The sequence below is a fragment of the Amycolatopsis sp. NPDC004169 genome (assembly GCF_040610315.1).
In the GTDB taxonomy this organism is placed as follows: Bacteria; Actinomycetota; Actinomycetes; order Mycobacteriales; family Pseudonocardiaceae; genus Amycolatopsis.
Window position 1 is genome coordinate 23,391 of record NZ_JBEXMD010000052.1, and the last position, 19,468, is coordinate 42,858.

The following is a 19,468-nucleotide window of genomic DNA, read 5'->3' on the forward strand; positions in this document are numbered from 1 at the left end:
GGTCCCGTGTCCCATACCCCAGCGGTCACGGGCCGCCGTGGATGAGCGGGGCCCATACGTGGGGCCGGTCGGGTTGCGCTTCGCGGAGCTCCCGCACCACCTGGTGCAGGACGACAGCGGCCTGGCCGGCCGAAGGGGTGGCCGGCATCAGCGCGTAGAACCGTTCGGCGGCGACGGCGGCGGTGCGGTCTTCCAACGGCCACAGGCTCGCGATCACGTGCCGGAACCCGGCCAGCTGGAACGCCGACGCGAGGTGGATCGACTCCTCGGCGTGCCGCCAGCCGATCTGCCCGGTCGAGCACGCCGAGAGGTACGCCAGTTCCGCCGTGGGCAGGGCGAGCCTGCTGATCCGCGCGATCGGCAGCGTGCCGTTGTGCAGGTGCAGGGCGCCTTCGGACGGCGTGCGCGGGTTCGTGCCCGCGTGGCAGGCGAAGTGGGCCCAGCTCGCCTGCGGCAGCGCGGCCAGCACCCGGTCCACAGTGGCCTGTTCGTCGGTGAGCAGCGTGCCCGCGTGCCCGGACCGGGCCTCGGCGACGGTCGCGGGCAGGTCCGGCAGGCCCGGGGTGTGCTCCATCGCCACCGTCAGGTGGTGCCGGGCCGCCGCCGCGGCGCGCCCGCGCGCGTGGCCGAGCGCGCGCAACGTCGGCGTGTACGACGAGATCACCCGGTCGAGCGCACCCGGGCCGTCCGCCGGGGCGGCGGCGTGCAGCGGCAGCATCCCGAGCCCGCCCGTCGGCAGCCACCACACCCGCGGCGCCGCGACGACCTCCAGCACCGGGCCGACGGCCGCCTCCCACAGCCACGCCAGCAGTTCCGCCACGACCCGCTGGCGGCGCAGTTCCCCCGCGAAGGCGCCGGGGTCGGCGATCGCGCCGGCCAGCTCGTCCGCCCGTGCCTCGACTTCCGCGGCCGTCAGCTCCGGCAGCGCCACCGGCACGGGCTCCGCGCCGGCCGGGACGACGACGGCGTTCCCGCCCCGCCGTCCCGCGTTGAGGAGCACCACGACCCCGTCCGCCGGCCGCAGGTCCTGCCACCTCGGCGGCACGAGGAACCCGGCCAGGCCGGGCAGCCGGCGGATTTCGCCGACCAGTGCGTCGTACTCCGCCCAGAGCCGCCGTCGGCGGTCGACGACGTCGGTGCCGAGGTCGGCGGCGTTGAGGCGGTCCCGCACGTGGCGGAAGCGGTCCGCCAGGGCCGGCGGCACGGCGTCGAGTTCGGTCCGGCTGTCCAGCTGGGCGGCCAGCAGGATGCCCCGGCTGTGCTCGGCCACTTCCAGCGCACCGGCCGCGTCGCCGAGCGCGCAGTGCGCGGCGATCGCCTCGCCGACGAGCCCGATGCGCCCGCCGAGCCGGTCTTCCTGGTCGGCGAACGGCGTCACGCGGGACGCGACCGCGGGCAGCAGCCGGACCGCGGTGTCCAGCAGTCGGCGGGCGGTTTCGTGGTCTCCCAGCGCTTCCAGCAGCCGGCCCGCGGCCCAGCCCAGCATCACGCGGTCGCCGGGCAGGGACTCCCGCACCCCGTCCACCTGCGCGACCAGCTCGTCGACCCGCGCCCGGTCCGGCGCGCCGCCGCCCGCCTCGAACCGGCGCAGGTACCCGGCCACGACGATGTAGAGCCGGGACGCGCGGAAGGGGTAGTCCTCGGGAGTCTCCGCGACCGCCCGCAGCGCCGTCTCGATCGCCAGTTCCACATCGGGCAGCGCGCCGGTGAAGCGGAACCGCGCGAGGTAGGCGGCGCCGAACCGGAACAGGCCGCTCGTGTGGACGGGATGCCCGGCGGGCGCGCTGTCGACCACCTGCCGCGCGTTGTGCACGGCGAGGTCCGCGTCGGCGCCGTCACCGGTGCGGTCGAAGCGCTCCAGGTACATCGCCGCGAGGTTGATCAGGCGCTGCCACCGGTCCGGGGCATCGGCCGGGGTGGCCGCGACGGCCTTGCGGCCCGCGTCGATCGCAGCGTCCAAGTCGGACGGTGACTTCGTCCTCGACGCCCGGGACAACCGGGCACTCCCGAGGTTGGACAGGTACAACGCTCGTCGGTAGTGGTCGTCGGGGGTGGCGGCCAGTGCCCGCTCCCGGTATTCGATGGCGAGGTCCAGATCGGCCTGGCTGCCGAACCGGGTGTGGCGCGACTGGTAGGCGCTCGCGACGTTGTTCAAGTAGAGCGCATAGTCGGCGTGGTCGCCGGGGACGGCCTCGAGTGCCGCGCGGCCGGCCTCTATGGCGCGGTCGAGGTCGGCGGCACTTCCGGTGCGCACGTGCCGTTCTTGGTAGGCCAGCGTGAGGTTGGAAAGGAACAGCGGGCGGTCCGGATGCCCCTCGGGCGTGACCGACACCGCCTGCTCCTTGGCGGCGACCGCTTCCTCGAGGTCGGCGAGGTCCCCGGTCCGGTCGTACCGTTCCTGCAGTGCCGCCCCGAGGTTCGACAGGGCCATCCCCCGGCGCTGGTGGTTCGCCGGCATGGCCGACACCGCTCGCCGCCCGGCTTCGACCGCCCGGTCCCCGTCTTCGGGATGACCGGTCCGTTCGAGCCGCATGGTGTAGGCGCTCGCGAGGTTCATGAGCCAGACCGGTTTGCCGGGGCTGCCGTCCGGGGTCGCGGCGACCGCCCGCTCCTTGAGTTCCACGGCCAGGTCGAGGTCGGCGAGCTCGCCGGTGCGCTCGAACCGGGTCTGGAGACTGATCGCGAGGTTGTTGATCATCGGCGCGGTCAGCGGTCCGTCGCCGACGGCGGCCACGGCCCGGCGCCCCGCGTCGATGGCCCGGTCCAGGTCCGCCGGTCGGCCTAGGCGTTCGAAGCGGGCCAGGTACGCCCAGGCGAGGTTCGACAACCGCGCCGGAGCCCCGTGCGGCTGGGTCTCGCCGGCGACCACCGCGCGATCGTGGTGCGTGATCGCCTCCTCCAGGTCGGCGAGTACGCCCGTGCGCTCGAAGCGTGCCTGCAGGGCCAAGCCCAGATGGCTGAGGAACGTTGCGAGGTGCGGGTCGCCCGGCCCGACGGTGACGGCTTTCCGCAGCGAACCGATGGCTCCCTCCAGGTCGGCCGGGTCGCCGGTGCGCTCGAACCGGGACCAGCACGCGGTGCCGTGGTTGCCGGCCGCCGGCCCGTATCCGGGTGCGGCCGCCATCGCCAGGCCGAGCTGCCCGATGGCCGCGTCGAGGTCCGCCATCCGGCCGTGCAGCTCGAACCGGTGGTGCAGCGCGGCGCCGAGGTTGGTCCGCGCGGTCACCTGGTTCGGCCCGGGCACGTCGGCGACGGAGGCAAGCTGCGCGACGGCCTGGTCCAGATCCGCCACCTGACCGGTGAGCTGGAACCGCAGCAGCGACGCCGCGCCCAGGTTGGTCCGGAACAGCACCTGGTTCGGCCCCGGTACGCCGGCGCCGGGACCGAGGTGGGCGATCGCCTGGTCCAGGTCCGCGCCTTCGCCGCTCAGCCCGAACCTGGTCAGGTGGTACGTGCCGACGTTGGCGACGTAGGTCAGGTAGTCGGGCTCGCCGGGGCCGCTCGCGGCGATCGCCTGGCGGCCGAGCCCGATGGCCTGGTCCACGTCCGCGAGCCGCCCGGTCTGCTGCGCCTGCGTCCACCACGCGATGGCGTTGTCGGACAGCGAACGCGCGTAACCGGAGCCGGTGACCACGTTGTGACAGTATCTGGCTCGTGGACAGGGAGCGGGCGGCTTTGACCAGTCTGTGCCGGGAGTGGGACGCGCTTCGCGAGGAGGCACGGCGACATTCACCCGATCGAGTACAGCTGCTGGACCGGATCGCGGCCGAGGCGAAGGCCCGGCGTCCGGTGCTCGACCTGATCAGCGGGTTGCTGGGGACCGACAACGACACCACGTTGCGCGCGCTCGGCGCCGGGCTGCCGGGCGCCGGGCCCGGGCGCGCCACGGCGGAGCGGTTCGGCTGTCCCGACGGCGCCTGCGACCGGATCGACGTGCCGCCGCCCGCGGGCGCGCTGCCCCGCTGCCGCGTCACGGGCTTGCCCATGGAACGGATGTAGCCCGGTGGGCGGATTCTTCCAGGAGCTGGCCAAGGTGCTGGCCCAGCGCTGGCTCAGCCTGCTCGCGCTGCCCGGTGCGTTCTTCGCCGCCGCGGTCTGGCCGGCCGCCACGCTCGGGCAGGCACACGCCCTGAACCCCGACTCGCTGGTCCGGCGCTCCGGCACCGCGGCCACCGCGGTCAAGAACCTGCCGGCCGGGGCGCAGATCCTGCTCGTGGTCGCGTTCCTGCTGGCCGCCACGGGGGTGGGAGTCGCCGTGCAGGCGCTCGCCGGGGTGACCCGGCGGATCTGGCTGGGGCAGTGGCCGCGGCCGCTGGCGGCGCCGCTGACCCGCCGCCGCCGGGCGCGCTGGTCCGAGCTGGTCGAACGCCGCCGGGTGCTGGAACGGGATTCCGGCGACCAGGACCGGATCGACGCGGCCGCCCACCGCGTCAACCGGCTGGCGCTGGCCGAGCCGGGGCGGCCGACCTGGATGGGCGACCGGGTCCACGCGGTCGAAGCGGTGGCGCTGAACCGCTACGGGCTCGACCTGGCCTTCGGCTGGCCGCGGCTGTGGCTGGTGCTGCCCGACACCGTGCGCACCGAACTGGGCAACGCGCACGCCGCGTTCGCGGCCGCGGTCGCGACCGGCACGTGGGCCGTGCCGTACCTCGTGCTCGGGGTGTTCTGGTGGCCCGCGCTGCTCGTCGCCGTCGCCGCCGGGCTGACCGGCTGGCTGCGCGGCCGGTCCGCGATCACCGACCTGACCTCGCTCGCCGAAGCCGCCGTCGACCTCCACGCGCGTGACCTCGCGGTGGCGCTCGGCGTCACGGACCCGGACGGCTCGGGACCGCTCAGCCTCGCCGAGGGCGAGCGGGCCACCGGCCTGATCCGGAAAGGCCGCTAGGTCAGCGCGGCGGGTTCTTCGCCGCCAAGGCGAGCAGCGGGACCGCGGCAGCCGCGTCGGTGATCAGCGTCGAGACCATGCCGGACCGCAACACCGCGTCCACCGCCGCGGCTTTCGGCCTGCCGTAACCCAAAGCGATCACCTCCGGGACCGCCATCAGCTCCTCGTGGCTGATCGCCAGGACGTGGTGGGCCAAGCCGGTCGAAAGCGCGTTTCCCGAGGCGTCGAAGAGGCGCGCGGCGACCTCCGCCGTCGCCCCTCGGGCCGCGATTGCCGCTCGCTCGGCTTCGTCCAGCGCGTCGTACACCGTCGACTCGCCCGGTTGCCACGCCCCGATGCTCACCACCGCCTTGGTCAGTGACCGGAACTGGCCGAAGGTCTCCGCGATGCCCGGCTGCCGCCGCAGGGTCTCGGTCGTGCGGCGGTCCGGCAGGACCAGCGGACCGAAGATCGGGTACGCGTCGCCGCCCGACACCGACGTCACGCGGCTGACCGTCTCCACCGACCGGCCGCGCATGTCCATCCCCGCCTGCACCCCACACAGCTGGACGATCGGACACCGGGGCAGGGACCGGACCGCCTCCGCCATCGCGTTCACCGACCGCGCCCACGACAGCCCGATCACGTCCGACGGGACCGCGATCTCCTCCAGCAGCCGCGCCGCCAGCGAGCCGATCTTCGCCCGGACGACCTCCCTCGGCTCCCGCTCGGTTGAGCGTTCGAGCACCAGGGCCCGCTCCAGACCGTACGCCGAACGCACCTCGTCCGACAGCGCCAGGTCCACCGGGGCCGGCAGCGAGAACTCCACCCTGACCAGGCCGGACTCCATGGCCGTGTCGAGCATTCGTGCCACCTTGAACCGGCTGACGCCGAACTCGCCAGCGATCTCCAGCTTGGAGCGTCCCTGCACGTAGAAGCGCCGGGCGACGGTGGCGAGCAGCATCGCTTCAGTGAGCGAAGCGCTCTTACGAGAAGCGCTCATCTGAGCATAATAGCGCGAAATCCAGCCGAAAGGTTGACGTAACGCCGACGTCAGACCTGTAATGCCTTCACATGTTCTCGACGCAATAGGTCAATGTTGCTCATATGAGCGGCGAGGAAGGGGAAGGCATGCGTGCCGCCATCGTCGACCGGCCCGGTGAGATCAGGGTCGGCGAGGTGCCCGATCCGAAACCCGGGGAACGTCAGGTCGTCGTCAAGGTCGGAGCGTGCGGCATCTGCGGCACCGACCTGCACATCGCGGACGGGCACTTCCCGCCCACCCCGTACCCCATCGTCCCCGGGCACGAGTTCGCCGGGGAGATCGTCGAGCTCGGCGCGGACGTGCCGGGCGAGTGGAAGGTCGGCGACCGGGTGGCCGTCGACCCGTCCCTGTTCTGCGGCTACTGCGGCCCGTGCCGCGCCGGCCACGGCAACCTGTGCGCGAACTGGGGCGCCACCGGCGACACCGTCAACGGCGCCTTCGCCGAGTACGTCGCCGTCCCGTCGTCCACCTGCTACCGCATGCCCGACGCGATGACCTGGGAGCAGGGCGCCCTGGTCGAGCCGGTTTCCTGTGCCGTGCACGGCGTCCGCCGCGTCGGCGTCGAGGCCGGCGAACGGTTCCTCGTCGTCGGCGCCGGCACCATGGGCCTGATCATGCAGCAGCTGCTGCAGCGCTCGGGCGCGCAGGTCACGGTGGTCGACCGCAACGAAGCCCGGCTGCCGCGCGCGAAGAGCCTCGGTGCCGTCGCCACCGCGAAAGACGTAAGTGACCTCAACGGCGAGAAGTTCGACGTCGCCGTCGACTGCACGGGCGCCGCGCCCGCCATCGAAGCCGCCTTCGACGCGATCCGGCGCGGCGGACGGCTGCTCGTCTTCGGCGTCGCCCCGGCCGAAGCCCGCGTCGCGCTTTCGCCGTTCCGCATCTACAACGACGAAATCACCATCGTGGGCTCGATGGCCGTGCTGCACAGCTTCGGCGCTGCCCTCGACCTCGTCGCGACCGGCGCCATCGACACCGGCGCGCTGCTCACCGACACCCTGCCGCTGGAGCAGTACCCCGAGGCGCTGGCCAAGATGCGCAGCGGCGCGGGCCTGAAGGTGCAAGTCCTCCCCGGAGGTGGCCGTGCGTAAGCTCCTCACCCTAATCGCGGCGACGTCGCTGCTGGCCACGGGCTGCGCGGGCGCCGGTTCGCTCGGCACCGGCAGCAGCACGCTCGTCATCGCCATCGTGTCCAACCCGCAGATGAAGGACGCGATCGCGCTCGCGCCCGAGTTCGAAAAGGCCACCGGCATCGGGCTGAAGTTCGTGTCCCTGCCGGAAAACCAGGCCCGCGCGAAGATCACCGCGTCGACCGCCACCGAGGGCGGCGAGTTCGACGTCGTCATGATCAGCAACTACGAGGCCCCGCAGTGGGCGGCCAACGGCTGGCTCGAGAACCTCGAACCGCACATGGCGGCCACCCCCGGCTACGACGAAGCCGACTTCATCCCCAGCATCAAGACGTCGTTGTCGTACCAGAACCAGATGTACGCGGTGCCGTTCTACGGCGAGTCGTCCTTCCTGGCCTACCGCAAGGACCTCTTCGACAAGGCCGGGCTCACCATGCCGGCCAGGCCGACTTGGCCCCAGATCGCGGACTTCGCCGCGAAGCTCGACGACAAGGCCGACGGCGTCGCGGGCATCTGCCTGCGCGGCAAGCCCGGCTGGGGCGAGAGCCTCGCGCCGTTCACGACCGTCGCGAACACCTTCGGCGCCCAGTGGTTCGACAAGGACTGGAACGCCAAGCTGACCTCGCCGGAGTTCACGCAGGCCGCGAACTTCTACGTCGACCTGGTCCGCGAGCACGGCGAGGTCGGCGCCTCCAGCGCCGGGTTCTCCGAGTGCGGCACGCGCTACACGCAGGGCAACGCGGCGATGTGGTACGACGCCACGGTCATGGCGGGCACCAACGAGGACCCCTCCAGCAGCAAGATCGTCGGCAAGTCCGGCTACGCGCCCGCCCCGGTCGTCAAGACCCAGGCCAGCGGCTGGCTCTACACCTGGGCCCTCGGTATCCCGAAGGTGGCCAAGGACAAGGACGCGGCCTGGAAGTTCATGGCCTGGATGACCGACAAGGCGTACGTGCAGAAGGTCGGCCACACCTACGGCTGGAACCGCGTCCCGCCGGGCGTCCGCCAGTCGACCTACGCGATCCCCGAGTACGCCGACGCGGCGAAGGCCTACGCGAAGCCGACGCTCGACGGCATCGCGGACGCCAACCAGCAGAAGGTGATGGCGAACCCGGTGCCCTACCCCGGCATCCAGTTCGTCGGCATCCCCGAGTTCCAGGACCTGGGCACCCGGGTGAGCCAGCAGCTGTCGGCCGCGATCGCCGGCCGCGAATCCGTCGAAGACGCGCTGAAGCAGTCCCAGGACTACGCGCAAACCGTGGGCGACTCGTACAAGGCGGTGCAGTGATGTCCACGCTCTCCGTATCCACCCCCACCTCCCAGGCGAAGGCGCAGGTCGCGGAGAAACGCGGCCTGAGCACCGCGGCCAAACGGCGGCTCCCGCTGCTGCCCGCGCTCATCTTCGTCATCGCGGTGACGCAGCTGCCCTTCCTGCTCACCGTGTTCTACTCGTTCCAGTCCTGGAACCTGGTCCGGCCCGGCTCGCGGCACTTCGTCGGCCTGCAGAACTACGTCGACGTCTTCAGCGACACGACGTTCCTGGTCGCGCTGCTCAACACGGTGCTGCTGACCGTGGTGTGCGTGTTCGTCGCGCTGCAGCTCGGCCTCGGCCTCGCCATCCTGCTCGACCGCAAGTTCCTCGGCCGCGGCGTCGTCCGGACGCTGCTGATCACGCCATTCCTGATCCTGCCGGCGGCCGGCGCGCTGCTGTGGAAGACGACGGTGTTCGACCCGACCTACGGGCTGCTGCACTTCGTCTTCGGCACCGACGTCGACTGGCTTTCGGAGTTCCCGCTGGCGTCGGTGATGGCCCAGATCGTGTGGCAGTGGACGCCGTTCATGATGCTGCTGATCCTCGCGGGCCTGCAGAGCCAGGCCAAGGACGTGCTCGAAGCGGCCAATGTGGACGGTGCGGGCCGGTGGCGGACGTTCGTCTCCATCACGCTGCCGCACCTGTCCCGGTTCCTGCAGCTGGCCACGCTGCTGGGCGCGATCTACATCGTGAACAGCTTCGACGCGATCTTCCTGATGACCCAGGGCGGCCCGGGCACGGCGAGCACCAACCTGCCGTACTACATCTACCAGCGCGCGTTCGAGGGCTTCGACGTCGGCCAGTCCTCGGCGATGGGCGTGATCGTCGTGATCCTGACGATGATCGTGGCGACCTTCGCGCTGCGCCTGATGTTCCGGACCTTCTCGGTGAGCGGAGGCATCAAGTGACCACCGTGGCTCCCCGCAAGAAGCAGTACGGCAAGGGCTCGCTGACCGTCGCGACCTGGGTGATCGCGATCCTGTTCGTCTTCCCGCTGCTGTGGATGATCCTCACCGCGTTCAAGCAGGAGGCCGACGCCTACACCGACCCGCCGAAGCTGTTCTTCACCCCGACGTTCGAGCAGCTCGGCAACGTCCTGAGCGGCGGGTTCCTGCCGTACCTGTCGAACTCGGCGTTCGTCACGGTCCTCTCGACGCTGCTGGTGCTGCTCCTCGGCGTCCCGGCCGCGTACGCGCTGTCGCTGGCGCCGGTCAAAGGCACGTCGAACGCGCTCGGCTTCTTCCTCTCGACGAAGATGCTGCCGATCGTGGCGGCGATCATCCCGCTGTACGTGATTTCGCAGAACACCGAGCTGCTCGACACGGTGTGGGCGCTGGTCATCCTGTACACGTCGATGAACCTGCCGCTGGCCATCTGGATGATGCGGTCGTTCTTCCTCGAGGTGCCGCACGAGATGATCGAGGCGGGCCGCATCGACGGCGCCAACCTGCCGACGCTGCTGCGCAAGATCATCATGCCGGTGGTGGCACCCGGGATCGCGGCGACCGCGCTGATCTGCGTGATCTTCTCCTGGACGGAGTTCTTCTACGCGGTCAACCTGACGGCCGCGCGGGCGGGCACGGTCCCGGTGTTCCTGGTCGGGTTCATCACCAGCGAGGGCCTGTACTGGGCCCAGCTGTCGGCGGCGGCGCTGCTGGCCTCGCTGCCGGTGATGATCGTGGGCTGGATCGCGCAGAACCACCTGGTCCGCGGCCTGTCCATGGGCGCGGTCAAGTGACAGGCAACGCCGGAGGCCACCTCGAGCCCGGCTCGAGGTGGCCTCCGCGCGCGTCACTCCTCTAGGGAGAGGGCCTGGCTCGGACAGACGTGCACCGCTTCACGGGCCTTCTCGACCAGGTCGCCCACGGGCTGGTCGTCGAGCACGATGACCGTGCCGTCCTCCTCGCTCTGGTCGAACAGCGAGGGCTCGGTAAGTACGCACTGACCGGCGCCGACGCACTTGCCGGTGTCCGCGATGATCTTCATGGTCCTCTTCTCCCTGTGGTGGTGTGGCAGTTCGTCTCTACCAGGTCACCGGCAGCCGGTACAGGCCGTAGATGTTCGCGTCGTCCTTGAACGGCAGGTCGTCGACCGGCGCGGCCAGCTTCAACCCGGGTATCCGGCGGAAGAGGGTGTCGAAGACGATCTGCAGTTCCATCCGGGCCAGGTTCTGGCCGAGGCACTGGTGCGGGCCGAAGCCGAAGGCGACGTGGTGGCGGGCGCCGCGCTCGATGTCCAGCTCGTCGGGGTTCTCGAACGCGGCCGCGTCGCGGTTGGCCGCGTAGCCCAGCGCCAGCACGCCCTCGCCCGCCCGGATCAGCTGCCCGCCGACCTCGACGTCCTCGACGCAGAGCCGGGCCGTGGCCGCGTCGACGATGGTGAAGTACCGCAGCAGTTCCTCGACGGCGTCGAGCGTCTTGCCCGGGTCGCCGGTGATCAGCGCCAGCTGGTCCGGGTTCTCCAGCAGCCCGACCGTGCCGAGGGAGATCATGTTCGCCGTCGTCTCGTGGCCGGCGACGAGCAGCAGGAAGCCGGTCGCGGCCAGCGACGCCCGCCGGTAGGTGCCCTCTTCGCGCAGCTTGACGATCTGCCGCCCGAGCAGGTCGTCCGGCGGGTTGTCCTCCTTCCCGGCGATGAGGTCGCTCATGTACTCGCGCACGGCCTCGACCGCGGCCCGCCGCTCCTGCGGGGGCGTGTCCCGCTTGATCAGCTTCGCCGTGTGGGTCTGGAAGAAGTCGTGGTCGGCGTAGGGCACGCCGAGCATCTCGCAGATGACCAGCGACGGCACCGGCAGCGACAGCGCCTCGACCAGGTCGCCCGGCTTCGGCCCGGCCAGCAGCGCGTCGATCCGCTCGTCCACGATCTCCTGGATCCGCGGCCGCAGCGCCTCCATCCGGCGCACGGTGAACTCGCCGAGCACGGCCTTGCGGGCCGGCCCGTGCTCGGGCGCGTCCATGGTGATCATGGTGCGCTCGTCGTCCGGACGGCGGAACCCGGGCACCAGCTGCGGGAAGTCCGGGTGCTGCCGGTCGGCGCTGAACCGCCGGTCGTTCAGCACGGTCCGGACGTCCTCGTGCCTGCTGACCACCCAGGCCCTCCGGCCGTCGGGCAGCCCCACCCGGGTGACCGGGTCCTCCTCGCGGATCTCGGTGTACGCCGGCGGCGGCGCGAACGGGCACGTCCGCGTCATCGGGAATTCGTGGACCGCGGTCATGACGTCTCCCTCACCAGGTCACGGGCAGGCAGTAGAGGCCGAAGATCGACGAGTCGTGCTTGAACGGCAGCTGGTCGACCGGGGCGGCCAGCTTGAGGTCCGGGATGCGGCGGAAGAGGGTGTCGAAGACGATCTGCAGTTCCATCCGGGCGAGGTTCTGGCCGAGGCACTGGTGCGGGCCGAAGCCGAAGGCGACGTGGTGGCGGGCACCGCGCTCGATGTCCAGCTCGTCCGGGTTGTCGAACGCGGCCGGGTCGCGGTTGCCGGAGTAGCTCAGGCCGAGCACGCCTTCGCCCTCGCGGATCAGCTGCCCGCCGATCTCGACGTCCTCGGTGGCGACGCGCGAGGTCGCGAACTCGGCGATGGTGAAGTACCGCAGCAGCTCCTCGACGGCGTCGAGGGTCTTGCCGGGGTCGTTCTTGACGAGCTCGAGCTGCTTCGGGTTCTCCAGGAAGGCGACGGTGCCGAGGGAGATCATGTTCGCCGTCGTCTCGTGCCCGGCGAGCAGCAGCAGGAAGGCGAGCGAAACGAGCTCGTCGTGCGCGGCTTCGCCGTGCTCTTCGCGCTGCTTGAGGACCTGCCGGCCGAGCAGGTCGTCGGTCGGGTTCGCCTCCTTCTCCGAGACCAGCTCGTCGAGGTAGTTCTGCAGCTCTTCGACGGCCTGCATCCGCGCCTCCTGCGAGACCTCGCGGTTCAGCAGGGTGGAGCTGCGCGACTGGAAGAAGTCGTGGTCGGCGTAGGGGACGCCGAGCTGCTCGCAGATGACCAGCGACGGCACCGGCAGGCTCAGCGCGGAGACCAGGTCGGCGGGCTTCGGGCCGGCCAGGATCGCGTCGATGTGCTCGTCGACGATCTGCTGGATCCGCGGCTGCAGCGCCTTCATGCGCTTGACGGTGAACTCGCCGACGACCTCGCGGCGGGCGGCGCCGTGCTCCGGGGGGTCCATGTTGATCAGCGACGCGGTGAAGCGGCGGCGCTGCGGGCGGCCCTCGCGAGTCAGGATCGGGAAGCCCGGGTTGAAGCGGTCGGAGCTGAACCGCGGGTCGTTCAGCACGGTCCGGACGTCCTCCAGGCGCGTCACGGCCCACGCCTCCTGGCCGGACTGCAGCGTGACGCGGTGGACCGGACCGGCTTCGCGCAGCTTCTCGTACGCGGGCGGCGGGGCGAACGGGCACGTGCGGGCCATCGGGAAGGTCTCGTCCTGGGTTGCAGGTTCGGCCAGATCAGTCATTTCGGACCCCCTAAATCGGACGGAAAGTATGCGGAGGATTACATTCCGGTTCTAGCTCCCAAGGTACCGAAGCGGAAGGAAGTCGTCCACTAGGTGCCGCCTACCCATTCGAGGAGGCGGTGCGTGGCCCGTTGACCGTGCGAGAATCACCCCGCGCGATTCAGCGGAAGGCGAACGGCATGACGGCAGACCCCGAGACCACCCTGCGGGCGGACGCGCGCCGCAACCGCGACCAGATCCTGGCCGCCGCGAAGAGCATCTTCGCCGCTTCCGGTCCCGAGGTGCCGATGGAGGAGATCGCCCGCGCGGCGGGCGTCGGCGTCGGCACGCTGTACCGCCGCTTCCCGGACCGGGACGCGCTGGTCCGCGCGGTCGCCATGGACAACTTCGAGCGGGTGCTGATCGACGCGCGCGTGATCGCCGCCGAGGAGACGTCGTCGTGGCGCGCGCTGGAGCGGCTGCTGCGGCAGTCGGTGGAGCTGCAGCTGAGCGTGCAGCTGGCGATGGTGTCGCACCGGGCGCTGGTGATCCTCAAGAACGACCCCGAGGTCCGCCGGCTGCGCGACGAGATCCTGGAGGTCCTCGACGCCTTCGTCGAGGGCGCGCAGGCCGAGGGCAAGCTCCGTGACGACGTCGGCGCGGGCGACATCGCGATCCTGTTCGCGACGCTGCTGCGCCAGGCGCGCGCGAAGACGCCGGAGGTCGCCGAGATGGCGGCGCGCCGGTGCGTCGGCATCATGATCGACGGCTTGAGCGCGCGGCCGGGTTCGTCGCTTCCCGGCCGTCCGATCACCTCCGGCGACCTCGACCCGGACTGAATTCGCGGATTTCCGTGTTAGGGTTCCGCCTCGTTCTGCCAAATTGCAGCTGCGGGCGGGAAAATGCGACGAAGAACACTGGCCGTGTTGTTGGCGATTTCCTTTCTGCCGGTCGCCGGGTGCGGGAGCGCACCGGTCGACGGCGTGGCGGCCGCGCCGGTGCCGCCGCCGTCCCCGGCCGCCGCCTCCGTGACGCCCACCTCGGCTTCGCCGTCTCCGTCCTCGGTTTCGTCCTCTGTACCTGCGCCTCCGCCGACTCCGACGCCCCCGTCGACCACGCCGGTGCGGAACTGCCGCACCCCGGAGTTCACCACCAGCGACCCCGACGGCGGCTGGTCGGACGGCGGCTACTACGTCCACAACAACATGTGGAACGCCGGGGAAGCGGGCCCGGAAACGCTGCGCGCGTGCGCGTACGACAACTGGTACGTCGAATCCACCCAACCCGATTCGACGTCGGTGAAAACCTATCCGAACGTGCACAAGGACATCAACGACCAGAACGGGAAACCGTTCAACGACTATTCGGTGATCAAATCGACGTTCGCCGGCCGCGGCCCGGGCACGGGCGTCTACGACGTGGCGTACGACCTGTGGCTGAACGGCGTGGGCGACGGCAAGGGCGTCAGCGAGCTGATGGTCTGGACGGAGAACCACAAGCAGGTCCCGGCAGGCGACAAGCTGACGACGTACACGGCGGCTGGCACCACGTACGACGTCTGGGCGGAGGACCAGGGGTACGTGGCGTTCGTGTCCCGCTCGACGCAGTATTCGGGCAGCGTGGACCTGAAGGCGATGATCGCCTGGGCGATCGGCAAGGGCTTGATACCGCCGAACCCGACGGTCAACCAGATCGGCTACGGCATCGAGTTCTGCTCGACGGGCGGCGGCAAGGCGCGGTTCACGCTGTCGGACTTCTCGGTGACGATGAGCTAGCGGGCGTACCGCTGGAGGGTCTGCGGCGAGGGCCGCAGCGCCGGCAGCCCCACGATGAGGTCGACGACCCCGAGCACGACGGCGATCACCGGAATGACCAGCAGGACGAAGATGCCAAAGGTGATCTGGACGAACCCGTGCGGGTTGACCGGGCCGGGGTCGGACCAGGTCAGCGGCGTGGCGTAGGAGAGGTAGAACAGCGGCCACCCGACGATCGAAACGGCCCCACCGCAGAGCGGGCCGACGGACACGGAGGCGGGCCGGAGCCGCAGAATGTGGCCGGTACCGCCGGGGTAGTGCCCGACCTCGACCCAGGCCGGGGCGAACAACAGCAAGGTCTCGATCGCGACGATCGTGCCGGTGATGGCGGGAACGGCCATCGAGATCGCGGCCGAGAGGATCCCCAGCGCCAGCGGCAGACCCACGACGGTGACCGCGGTGAGGATGGCCGACACGATCGCGGCGACGAGACCGCCGGCGATTACCTTCATGGCGAGCCAGAACGAGTCGATGCCGTTGGCGAGGCTGGTGAGCGAGTCGCGCATCTGCTCGCCGAGGTCCTTCATCGAGTCCAGGTGCTCGAGCTGTGCGGGAACCGCGGCTTTGTACGTTTCGGCGCCCCGGCCCTGCCACTCGATGTTGGCCTTCAGCTTGTCCAGGTGCAGCGTGCTCGCGATCTCGTCGACCGTGTGCGAGAACTCCTCGATCCACTGCCGCCCGACCTGCTTGAGCTTGTCGGAATCGCCTTGATCGGACCAGAACCGCACGGTCGCTCGTTGGTAGGCGGCGAACTTTTCGTTGACGTGGTTCACCAGGTCGATGGCGGAACTTTTCCTCGATGGCGCGCAGGTCGTCCAGGGTCCGATCGATGATCGCGGTGCCGCCCGGTGCGGTCACGTTCGTCCCCTCAGTGCCCGTCGAGCTTGCCGAGGCGGCTCGCGTGGTCGGCCAGCAGGCTCATCAGTTCCGTGTAGGCGGGGCCTCGCGGCTGCGGTGCGAAGTCCGCCGGGGCCGACCGCCGGTGCAAGATGCGGAGCACGTCGAGCAGTTCGCTCTCCACCTCGGTGTTCCGGGCGATCGAAGCCGCGCACGTGGCCGCCGCTGCTTTCCGCGGAGACGATGCCGGTTCCGGCCGAAGACAGCCGGGCGGAGTACTGCTCCAGTTCGCCCGCACCGCGTCCTCCAGCCGGAGGACGTCCTGGGCCGGGAGGGGTGTTTCGTCCGCCTCGGACGGCGGTCGCGGAGGTGGGTTCTCCTGGACTTCGCGGGCCCGCTGGGCCAGCGTTTCGATGGCCGCCGCGTTGGCCGCGGTCAGGACGTTCGAGTGCAGCCCGCGGGGATCGACCTTGCTCTTCCAGACTTCGGTGAGCCGGACCTGCCGGACCTCGCCGTCGGGAGCGACGGTCACCGTCACGACCGCGTCCCCGTCCCGGCCGTCCGGTTCCGGCTCGTCGGCGGCCGGCGACGGGCGTTCGCCGTCGTCCCAGAGGTCGGTCTCCGCCTCGAATGCCCACTCTTCGTCGTCCGGCATCTGCACCCTCCCCGATGCGTCACGCTCCGTACCCGGGGGGACGGTACCGGTGATCGGGGTGAGTGTCAGGCAAAGCGCGACGGAGGCCACCACGGGGGTGGCCTCCGTCGTCGAACTCAGACGCCCAGCGGGTGCCAGACCGTCTTCGCCTCCAGGTACCGCCGCAAGCGCGTCAGGTCCGGGGCTGCCGTCCAGTCCGGCTCGGACTCCGGGACCGTCAGCACCCGCTTCACCGTGTTCGCCGCTTCGCGGGCCAGCTCCACGCGGTCCGCCGGGGCCGCTCCCGTCGGGTCCAGCGCGTTGACGTCTCCGTGCGAAGCCAGCCACGGACCCAGCTCCGCGGCCCGCCCGGTCAGGATGTTCGCCACCCCGCCGGGGACGTCGGACGTCGCCAGGACCTCCGACAGCGTGATCGCCGGCAACGGCCGCTCCGCGCTGGAGACCACCACCGCCGTCGAGCCCGTGGCCAGGACCGGGGCCAGGACCTCGACCAGGCCCAGCAGTGACGAGCCCTGCGGCGCCAGGACACCCACCACGCCCGTCGGCTCCGGGACGGTGAACGAGAAGTACGGCCCCGCCACCGGGTTCGCCGCGCCCAGGACCGTGGCGATCTTGTCCGTCCAGCCCGCGTACCAGACCCAGCGGTCGATGGCCGCGTCCACAACGGACTCCGCCTTCTTCGCCGCCAGACCCTCCGAAGCGGACACTTCCGCGACGAACTGGTCGCGGCGGCCCTCCAGGACCTCGGCCACCCGGTAGAGCACCTGGCCGCGGTTGTACGCCGTGGCCGCGGCCCAGCCGGGGAACGCCTTGCGGGCCGCCACCACCGCGTCGCGGACGTCCTTGCGGGACGCGTGGGCCGCATTCGCCAGGAACTTGCCCTTCGCGTCCGTCACCGGGTACACCCGGCCGGACTCCGAACGGGGGAACTTGCCGCCGATGTACAGCTTGTACGTCTTGGCGACGGAAATCCGGTCAGACATTCAGGTACGCCTCCAGCCCGGTGCGGCCGCCTTCGCGCCCGAAGCCGGATTCCTGGTAGCCGCCGAACGGGGCGGCGGGGTCGAAGCGGTTGAAGGTGTTGGCCCAGACCACGCCGGCGCGCAGCTGGTTCGCCATCCACAGGATCCGGGAGCCCTTTTCGGTCCAGATGCCCGCCGAAAGGCCGTACGGCGTGTTGTTCGCCTTCGCCACGGCCTCGTCCGGCGTGCGGAACGTCAGCACCGACAGCACCGGGCCGAAGATCTCCTCGCGCGCGATCCGCATCGACTGGTGGACGTTCGCGAACACCGTCGGGGCGAAGAAGAACCCGCGGTCCGGCACCGGGCACGGGCTCGTCCAGCGCTCCGCGCCTTCGGCGTCACCGGACTCGACGAGCCCGCGGATCTTCGCCAGCTGCTCGGCGGAGTTGATCGCGCCGATGTCGGTGTTCTTGTCCAGCGGGTCGCCGATGCGCAGCGTCGAGACGCGGTGGTGCAGCTTCTCCAGCACCTCTTCGGCGATCGACTCCTGGACCAGCAGGCGCGAACCCGCGCAGCAGACGTGACCCTGGTTGAAGAAGATGCCGTTGACGATGCCCTCGACGGCCTGGTCCAGCGGCGCGTCCTCGAAGACGATGTTCGCCGCCTTGCCGCCCAGTTCGAGGGTCAGCTTCTTCGGCGTGCCCGCGACCTGGCGCTGGATCGCCTTGCCGACCTCGGTCGAGCCGGTGAAGGCGATCTTGTCGATGTCCGCGTGCGCCACGATGGACGCACCGATGTCACCCGCGCCCGGCAGGATGTTCACCACGCCCGGCGGCAGCTCGGCCTGCTGGCAGATCTCCGCGAACACCAGGGCGGTCAGCGGCGTCGTCTCGGCCGGCTTGAGGACCACCGTGTTGCCGGTGGCCAGCGCCGGGGCGATCTTCCAGGCCAGCATCAGCAGCGGGAAGTTCCACGGGATGATCTGGCCCGCGACACCCAGCGGCTTCGGGTTGGGCCCGTAGCCCGCGTACTCCAGCTTGTCGGCCCAGCCCGCGTGGTAGAAGAAGTGCGCGGCCGCCGTCGGGACGTCGGAGTCGCGGGACTCCTTGATCGGCTTGCCGTTGTCCAGGCTTTCCAGCACCGCCAGCTCGCGCGAGCGCTCCTGGATCAGCCGGGCGATCCGGAAGAGGTACTTCGCGCGCTCGGTGCCCGGCATCTTCGACCAGACACCGTTGTACGCCTTGCGCGCGGCCTTCACCGCGACGTCCACATCGGACTTCGACGCGGTGCCGACCTCGGCCAGCACCTCTTCGGTGGCCGGGTTGATCGTCTTGAGCGGCTCACCCGAGCCGTCGACGAACTCGCCGTTGACGAAGGGCTTGTAGGAATCCTTGAGGTTCGCGATGGCGCGCGACTCCGGCGCCGGTGCGTACTCGAAAACGGGCATCAGTCCACCGTCACGTAGTCGGGGCCGCTGTAGTGGCCGTCCACCTGGGTGCGGCGCTGCAGCAGCAGGTCGTTGAGCAGGCTGGACGCGCCGAAGCGGAACAGGTCAGGGGTCAGCCACTGCTCGCCGGCCACCTCGTGCACCGCGACCAGGTACTTGATCGCGTCCTTCGTCGTCCGGATGCCGCCGGCGGGCTTGACCCCGCGCAGCTCGCCGGTGTGTGCGTGCCAGTCGCGGACCGCCTGCAGCATGATGTGGGTGACCGGCAGCGTCGCGGCGGGGGAGACCTTGCCGGTGGAGGTCTTGATGAAGTCCCCGCCGGCCAGCAGCGCCAGCCACGACGCGCGCCGCACGTTGTCGTAGGTCGCCAGCTCACCGGTCTCGAGGATGACCTTCAGGTGGGCGTCCCCGCAGGCGGCTTTGACGGCCTGGATCTCTTCGAAGACGGCCATGTACCGGCCTTCGAGGAAGGCACCGCGGTCGATCACCATGTCGACTTCGTGCGCACCGGCGTCGACGGCGATCTTCGTGTCGGCCAGCTTGATCTCGAGGCTGGTGCGCCCGGCGGGGAAGCCGGTGGCGACGCTGGCGACGTGCACGCCGCTGCCCTCGAGCGCTTCGACGGCCGTGGCGACCATGTCCGGGTACACGCAGACGGCGGCGACGCGCGGGGTGTCCTGCCGCTCGGGATCGGGCCGGACGGCCTTCGCGGCGAGCGCGCGGACCTTGCCCCGGGTGTCGGCGCCCTCCAGGGTGGTCAGGTCGACCATGGAGATGGCGGTGTCGATGGCCCACCGCTTGGCGTCCTTCTTGATGCTGCGCGTGCCGAGGCCCGCCGCGCGCTGCTCGACGCCGACCTGGTCGACACCGGGCAGCCCGAGCAGGAACCGGCGCAGGCTCGCGTCGTCGCGAGTCGCGTCCACCAGCGGTGCCGGGGTGGCCGGCGCCGCTGACGTGCTGGTCGTGGCTGTCATGCGC

At 70.8% G+C, this 19,468-nt stretch carries 19 protein-coding genes; 8 read left to right on the forward strand and 11 right to left on the reverse strand.

Annotated features, from left to right (window positions below):
- Window positions 1–25: 25 nt before the first annotated feature.
- Entirely contained in the window at window positions 26–3,634 is a 3,609-nt protein-coding gene (locus tag ABZX11_RS42035) for a CHAT domain-containing protein (RefSeq protein WP_354924058.1), read from the reverse strand.
- 41 nt (window positions 3,635–3,675) lie between these two features.
- On the opposite strand from ABZX11_RS42035, the gene ABZX11_RS42040 reads away from it, so the two are divergent.
- Window positions 3,676–3,999, forward strand: a complete 324-nt coding sequence (locus ABZX11_RS42040; protein ID WP_254896991.1) for a hypothetical protein — start codon at window positions 3,676–3,678, stop codon at window positions 3,997–3,999.
- A gap of 4 nt (window positions 4,000–4,003) precedes the next feature.
- The gene (locus tag ABZX11_RS42045) at window positions 4,004–4,885 is read left to right on the forward strand and encodes a hypothetical protein (RefSeq protein ID WP_354924060.1); all 882 of its coding nucleotides are present in this window, start codon (window positions 4,004–4,006) and stop codon (window positions 4,883–4,885) included.
- A 1-nt stretch (window position 4,886) separates the two neighbouring features.
- On the opposite strand, the gene ABZX11_RS42050 is transcribed toward ABZX11_RS42045, so the two are convergent.
- On the reverse strand, window positions 4,887–5,867 hold the full coding sequence (locus ABZX11_RS42050) for a sugar-binding domain-containing protein (RefSeq protein WP_176173141.1): 981 nt from the start codon (window positions 5,865–5,867) through the stop codon (window positions 4,887–4,889).
- Between the two features lie 128 nt (window positions 5,868–5,995).
- Here ABZX11_RS42050 and ABZX11_RS42055 point away from each other — a divergent pair, with 128 nt between their 5' ends.
- The 4 genes from ABZX11_RS42055 to ABZX11_RS42070 are packed head-to-tail and all read left to right on the forward strand — an operon-like array spanning window position 5,996 to window position 10,089.
- Window positions 5,996–7,000 (forward strand): zinc-dependent alcohol dehydrogenase family protein, encoded by a 1,005-nt coding sequence (locus tag ABZX11_RS42055; protein WP_354924062.1) that lies wholly within the window; start codon window positions 5,996–5,998, stop codon window positions 6,998–7,000.
- Entirely contained in the window at window positions 6,987–8,327 is a 1,341-nt protein-coding gene (locus ABZX11_RS42060) for a sugar ABC transporter substrate-binding protein (protein ID WP_354924064.1), read from the forward strand. The genes ABZX11_RS42055 and ABZX11_RS42060 overlap by 14 nt, the downstream gene beginning before the upstream one ends.
- Window positions 8,327–9,259 (forward strand): sugar ABC transporter permease, encoded by a 933-nt coding sequence (locus tag ABZX11_RS42065; RefSeq protein WP_354924066.1) that lies wholly within the window; start codon window positions 8,327–8,329, stop codon window positions 9,257–9,259. Before ABZX11_RS42060 ends, ABZX11_RS42065 begins: the two co-directional genes overlap by 1 nt.
- Window positions 9,256–10,089: a carbohydrate ABC transporter permease gene (locus ABZX11_RS42070; protein WP_354924068.1), complete on the forward strand. Its 834-nt coding sequence runs from the start codon at window positions 9,256–9,258 to the stop codon at window positions 10,087–10,089. The genes ABZX11_RS42065 and ABZX11_RS42070 overlap by 4 nt, the downstream gene beginning before the upstream one ends.
- A gap of 53 nt (window positions 10,090–10,142) precedes the next feature.
- On the opposite strand, the gene ABZX11_RS42075 is transcribed toward ABZX11_RS42070, so the two are convergent.
- The 3 genes from ABZX11_RS42075 to ABZX11_RS42085 are packed head-to-tail and all read right to left on the reverse strand — an operon-like array spanning window position 10,143 to window position 12,796.
- Entirely contained in the window at window positions 10,143–10,337 is a 195-nt protein-coding gene (locus ABZX11_RS42075) for a ferredoxin (RefSeq protein WP_176173136.1), read from the reverse strand.
- Window positions 10,338–10,374: 37 nt separating this feature from the next.
- The gene (locus tag ABZX11_RS42080) at window positions 10,375–11,565 is read right to left on the reverse strand and encodes a cytochrome P450 (RefSeq protein ID WP_354924070.1); all 1,191 of its coding nucleotides are present in this window, start codon (window positions 11,563–11,565) and stop codon (window positions 10,375–10,377) included.
- A gap of 10 nt (window positions 11,566–11,575) precedes the next feature.
- Window positions 11,576–12,796 (reverse strand): cytochrome P450, encoded by a 1,221-nt coding sequence (locus ABZX11_RS42085; protein ID WP_176173134.1) that lies wholly within the window; start codon window positions 12,794–12,796, stop codon window positions 11,576–11,578.
- A 179-nt stretch (window positions 12,797–12,975) separates the two neighbouring features.
- Between ABZX11_RS42085 and ABZX11_RS42090 the strand changes: the two genes are divergently transcribed.
- Window positions 12,976–13,614, forward strand: a complete 639-nt coding sequence (locus ABZX11_RS42090; protein WP_176173133.1) for a TetR/AcrR family transcriptional regulator — start codon at window positions 12,976–12,978, stop codon at window positions 13,612–13,614.
- A 17-nt stretch (window positions 13,615–13,631) separates the two neighbouring features.
- Here the strand turns inward: ABZX11_RS42090 and ABZX11_RS42095 are convergent, their stop codons facing one another.
- Window positions 13,632–13,913, reverse strand: coding sequence for a hypothetical protein (locus ABZX11_RS42095; RefSeq protein WP_354924073.1), 282 nt, complete (start codon window positions 13,911–13,913; stop codon window positions 13,632–13,634).
- Between ABZX11_RS42095 and ABZX11_RS42100 the strand changes: the two genes are divergently transcribed.
- A complete protein-coding gene (locus tag ABZX11_RS42100) occupies window positions 13,897–14,550 on the forward strand; it encodes a hypothetical protein (RefSeq protein ID WP_254896989.1) in 654 nt (217 codons plus the stop codon). The genes ABZX11_RS42095 and ABZX11_RS42100 overlap by 17 nt on opposite strands.
- Here ABZX11_RS42100 and ABZX11_RS42105 read toward each other — a convergent pair.
- The 5 genes from ABZX11_RS42105 to deoC form a co-directional block, all read right to left on the reverse strand.
- Complete coding sequence (locus tag ABZX11_RS42105) at window positions 14,547–15,362, reverse strand: hypothetical protein (RefSeq protein ID WP_354924075.1); 816 nt, start codon at window positions 15,360–15,362, stop codon at window positions 14,547–14,549. The genes ABZX11_RS42100 and ABZX11_RS42105 overlap by 4 nt on opposite strands.
- A 95-nt stretch (window positions 15,363–15,457) precedes the next feature.
- Complete coding sequence (locus ABZX11_RS42110) at window positions 15,458–16,081, reverse strand: hypothetical protein (protein WP_354924077.1); 624 nt, start codon at window positions 16,079–16,081, stop codon at window positions 15,458–15,460.
- A 116-nt stretch (window positions 16,082–16,197) separates the two neighbouring features.
- On the reverse strand, window positions 16,198–17,064 hold the full coding sequence (locus ABZX11_RS42115) for an aldehyde dehydrogenase family protein (protein ID WP_354924079.1): 867 nt from the start codon (window positions 17,062–17,064) through the stop codon (window positions 16,198–16,200).
- Entirely contained in the window at window positions 17,057–18,490 is a 1,434-nt protein-coding gene (locus tag ABZX11_RS42120) for an aldehyde dehydrogenase family protein (RefSeq protein ID WP_354924081.1), read from the reverse strand. Before ABZX11_RS42120 ends, ABZX11_RS42115 begins: the two co-directional genes overlap by 8 nt.
- Entirely contained in the window at window positions 18,490–19,464 is a 975-nt protein-coding gene (gene deoC / locus ABZX11_RS42125; RefSeq protein ID WP_354924083.1) for a deoxyribose-phosphate aldolase, read from the reverse strand. Before deoC ends, ABZX11_RS42120 begins: the two co-directional genes overlap by 1 nt.
- Window positions 19,465–19,468: the final 4 nt, after the last annotated feature.